Here is a 4,249-nt window from a genome sequence, read left to right as displayed (position 1 = left end):
TGAAAGCATTGGCCTTGGAAATGTTCCGCCCGCCCGGACCGACGACGACGGTCAATTCGCCCTCGTAATCGACCGAAGCGGTCGGGTCGAGGTGCGCCGGAATGGTCGCGCCCGGTCCGATCACCGAGGTCGTCGCCTTGGTGAAGACGATGGGAAATTCCGGGATCGACGGCTTGGCCGCACCGTCGAAGCCGCTGCGGTTCAGCTCCTGGACGTGGTCGTGATAGTTCTTGCCGACACAAAGGATATTGCGCCGGGGCGACGGAAACGGCGCGAGCAATTTGGCTTTGCGGAGCGGCACGACCGCCTTCTTGGGCGCCTTCCTGAGCGCGGCGCGCGCGAGCGCGAGGCCTTTTTTGCCGAGCGCCACGAAGGCGGTCATGTCGGGTGTGACGCCCGCGGCCCTGACCAGATCGATTACGCGATCGTTTTTGCCGTCGAGCACGCCGATGGAAACTGTTTTGCCCTGGGCGAATGTCACCAAACGCATGACGGAACCGTCCGTTCGATTGTGGCCGCCGATCGTGGCGGCCGGAGTTTGTCACACGCGCGCCCTCATTTCGGGTGGGCGCGGCCCGCCCATTCGGAGCGGGCGAACGGTGTCGGTATATCAAGCGTTCATATCTTTTCGCCAGAACTTTTCGCCGCGCCCCCTTTGGCTTGGCCGCAACGGCAGGATCGTTATACTGCCGCCCGCGAAAAAACGTTCTTGAGGAATTCGCCCCATGCCTCGTTCGACCGCCGCCCTGCGCCCCCGCAACGCCGATCCGGCTTGGCTCGCCAAAATGCCCGAGCTGGCGGCGCTGCTCGCCCGCGCGCCCGCGGTCCATTGGCCGCGCACGCGCGCCGACCTGCTCGGCATCCTTTTCGGAAATCCGCCGCGCGACCGCATCGAGGTCGCCTACGACGTTTCCGGCAAGGGCCGCGTGGTCGAGGCGGTGGTCACCCGCTGCCGCAACGGCGTCGCCGTCAATTACGCCGAGCCGTACATGCGCAGGCGCGATCCGGACACCATGGTCATCGCCGACGACGCGCCCACCGACAAGGTGCGATTCGAGGCGCGCTTCGGCTATCCCTTCCGCGCCTTGCGCGACGAAGTGCTGGCGTGGCTCGGCGAACAAGAGCTGATCGTCTTTCCCTTTTCCGCCGGCAGCGACGACTTCGGCTACGACTCCGTGTTCGTCGGCCCCGCCAACGCCGCGTTCTTCGCCACCGCGCTCGCCGATCTGCAGGGGATCGCCGACAACGACCTGCTCAGCGCCGAATTCGCGCCGCGCGCGGTGGTTTATCTCGCGCCTCCCTTTCGCCACACCCATTGCGACGGGCGCCAAGTGGTCGTCCATAACCGGACCGGCGACGTGCACGAAGTCTTCGCCCTCAACCTCTATCCCGGCCCGAGCGCCAAGAAGGGGATTTACGGAATCCTGCTCGACCTCGGCGGCCAGGAAGGCTGGGTGACCGCGCACGCCTCGGTGGTGCGGGTGGTGACGCCCTACGACAACACGCTCACCATCATGCACGAAGGCGCGAGCGGCGGCGGCAAGAGCGAAATGCTGGAGTATCCGCACCGCGAGCCGAACGGGCGCATCCTGCTCGGCGAGAACCTGGTGACCGGCGAGCGGCGCACCGTGCCCCTGACCCAGGGCTGCGAACTGGAGCCGGTGACCGACGACATGGCGCTCTGCCATCCCTCGATCCAGAACGATCCGCGCAAGCTGGTGGTGACGGACGCCGAGAACGCCTGGTTCGTGCGCGTCGACCATATCGCCCAATACGGCACCAACCCCGAGCTGGAGCGGATTTGCGTCGCGCCCAAGGAGCCGCTGGTGTTCGTCAACATCGACGCGGTGCCGGGCGCGACCTGCCTGCTGTGGGAGCACGTCGAGGACGCGCCGGGCAGGCGCTGCCCCAATCCGCGCGTCATCCTGCCCCGGCGCGACATTCCCGGCATCGTCAACCAACCGGTCGAGGTCGACGTGCGCAGCTTCGGCATCCGCACGCCGCCGTGCACGCGCGAAGCGCCGTCCTACGGCATCGTCGGCTTGCTCCACCTGCTGCCGCCGGCGCTGGCGTGGCTGTGGCGGCTGGTGGCGCCGCGCGGGCACGCCAACCCGAGCATCGTCGGCGACGGCGGCCTGACCAGCGAGGGCGTCGGTTCGTTCTGGCCGTTCGCCACCGGCCGGCGCGTGCATTACGCCAACCTGCTGCTCGATCAGATCCGCCGCCATCCCGCCACCCGTTACGTGCTGATCCCGAACCAGCACATCGGCGCGTGGAAAGTGGGCTTCAACGCCCAGTGGATCGCGCGCGAATACCTCGCCCGGCGCGGCGGCGCCAAGTTCCGCCCGCACCAGATCGAGCCGGCGCGCTGCCCGCTGCTTGGCTACGCCATGCGCTCGCTCCAGGTCGAAGGCGTGCAGATCGCGCACTGGTTCCTGCGCACCGAGACCCAGCCCGAGATCGGGATCGAGACCTACGACAAGGGCGCGCGGATGCTGGCGGATTTCTTCAAGCGCGAGATCGCGACCTATCTCGAGGATGCCGATCTCGACCCGTCCGGCCAGGCGATCATCCGCGCCTGCCTCGACGGCGCCGATCTCGCGACCTACGAGAGGTTGATGCGCCCGGTATCGTGAGGGAGGTGTTTAGCGGAATGGATAGGGGAAAAAAGCTAGCCTTCCTTAGTGTGCCGCGCAAAAGGATTGGGCGGCTCAGTAAATCTTCTCTCGGTGATTAAATTGTCCCCCAAATGCATGCATGCTCAGACCACTTCCAACAGTCCCCGCTTTTCACTCCCCGCGGTTAAAATGAGATTGCCGGGGACCTGTCGGACCAACGATAGAACTCTCGACCGGGGACCATTGGTCCATCGATAAAGGCCTTCGAAAGGCTATGATGCTTTGAACGATGGCCAATATCCTGACAAATTTTCATCGGTTCGCTTTCCTGGATTAAATGACCTATTTGATCGAGACGAATGCTTCCTGTCTCGATTACGAAATCCTTAAGCATTCGTTGCACAGACGACCGTTGAATGACACTCGATGAAGTCGGTCCGCACCGGCTTACCAGGTGCGATACAGTACCATTCGACGTGACGCTCCTGTTGCCAGCGGAGCGTTGCGCCAGCGAATTATGTGACCTTCCACCCAATTCCGCCGCATTTCATGGGGCCCCTTCCTGTGGTAAAAGTAATAAAAAAACCCACCCTCTGAATGGACCTATTCAGGGGGGAGCCAATTGATCTCGATCAAGGCCGGAATCCGGGGAGTTCGCTAAAAACCATTTTTCATTTTGCGAAATCCCCCATGACTAGTTTTCTAACCCTGGGCGTGATCAGGGCTGATGTGGGCGGATTTGTCAGGCAAGGACGACCCAGGGGGCATTAACATGAATTCCCAGGAATTCGTCGAGATTCTGAAAAAGCACAGAAAGTTTTTGAGCCGGGACTCGATGGGCGAACGCGCCAATCTGAAATTGCAGAATTTGTCGGGGTTGAATCTGAAGGGGGTCATCCTCGACTCGGCGCTGCTTTCCGGCGCCGATCTTAGTCGGTGCAACCTGACCGATAGCAACTTCAGTTGCGCCGACCTGTTCGGCGCCAATCTTTCCGAAGCGAACCTCGCCAGCGCGAATCTTTCCAAGGCGGATCTCCGGGGCGCCAAGCTTCGGAACTGCAACCTGTCGCAGGTCAATCTGACCGGTGCCGATATGCGGCCGGGCGCGGTCATAGATGCCGCGCTCAAGATGAAGCGCGACGGCATGACGGCGGAACAATCGGCCCGCGCCAAGGAAATCCAGAAAACCATCTCCCACACCGTACTAGTGGACGCGAAACTGGAATCGGCGAATCTGCAAGAGGCCGAGATGTACGCCTGCGACCTGTCCGGAGCAAACCTGAGCAAGGCCAATCTCAGTGGCGCCAGCTTGAAGAAGGCGAATTTGAGCCGGGCAAACCTGACGGAAGCCAACCTCAGCCGGGCCAATTTTTCCGAGGCCAATCTTTCCGCCGCCAATCTGCGCGGCGCCTTGCTCGAAGCCACCAACATGATGCACGCGACCCTGAAGGACGCGTTCGTCCCGGCTGCGGTGGACGGGATTCCGCCCGAGGTGCGGGACGCTCTAGGGTCTGTACTCAATTAGGGGATTCTCAACGCTACGAAGATGTGATTCAAGCCTCCGAGGAGAACGGAGGCTGGGATGGCGCATCTTTACTGGCTGAACGACAAGGAATGGGCGCGGATCAGGC

The 4,249-nt window shown here is 62.7% G+C and carries 3 protein-coding genes; 2 read left to right on the top strand and 1 reads right to left on the bottom strand.

The genetic code is table 11. The annotated features are described in order from the left end of the window. On the bottom strand, window positions 1-382 hold a 382-nt coding region (locus FJ311_15915), incomplete at its 3' end, for a hydrolase (protein MBM3952920.1). Between the two features lie 403 nt (window positions 383-785). On the opposite strand from FJ311_15915, the gene FJ311_15910 reads away from it, so the two are divergent. Further along, the gene (locus tag FJ311_15910; GenBank protein MBM3952919.1) at window positions 786-2,636 is read left to right on the top strand and encodes a DUF4914 family protein; all 1,851 of its coding nucleotides are present in this window, start codon (window positions 786-788) and stop codon (window positions 2,634-2,636) included. 709 nt (window positions 2,637-3,345) lie between these two features. Next, window positions 3,346-4,143: a pentapeptide repeat-containing protein gene (locus FJ311_15905; GenBank protein MBM3952918.1), complete on the top strand. Its 798-nt coding sequence runs from the start codon at window positions 3,346-3,348 to the stop codon at window positions 4,141-4,143. Window positions 4,144-4,249: the final 106 nt, after the last annotated feature.

The organism is Rhodospirillales bacterium (genome assembly GCA_016872535.1).
Taxonomy (GTDB): Bacteria; Pseudomonadota; Alphaproteobacteria; order Rhodospirillales; family 2-12-FULL-67-15; genus 2-12-FULL-67-15.
The sequence above is the reverse complement of the archived record's forward strand: the minus strand, read 5'-3'. Positions and strand labels throughout refer to the sequence as shown.

Coding starts and splice junctions, on each gene's coding strand:
- FJ311_15905 (MBM3952918.1), top strand. CDS start 3,346: ATGTGGGCGGATTTGTCAGGCAAGGACGACCCAGGGGGCATTAACATG.
- FJ311_15910 (MBM3952919.1), top strand. CDS start 786: ATGCCCGAGCTGGCGGCGCTGCTCGCCCGCGCGCCCGCGGTCCATTGG.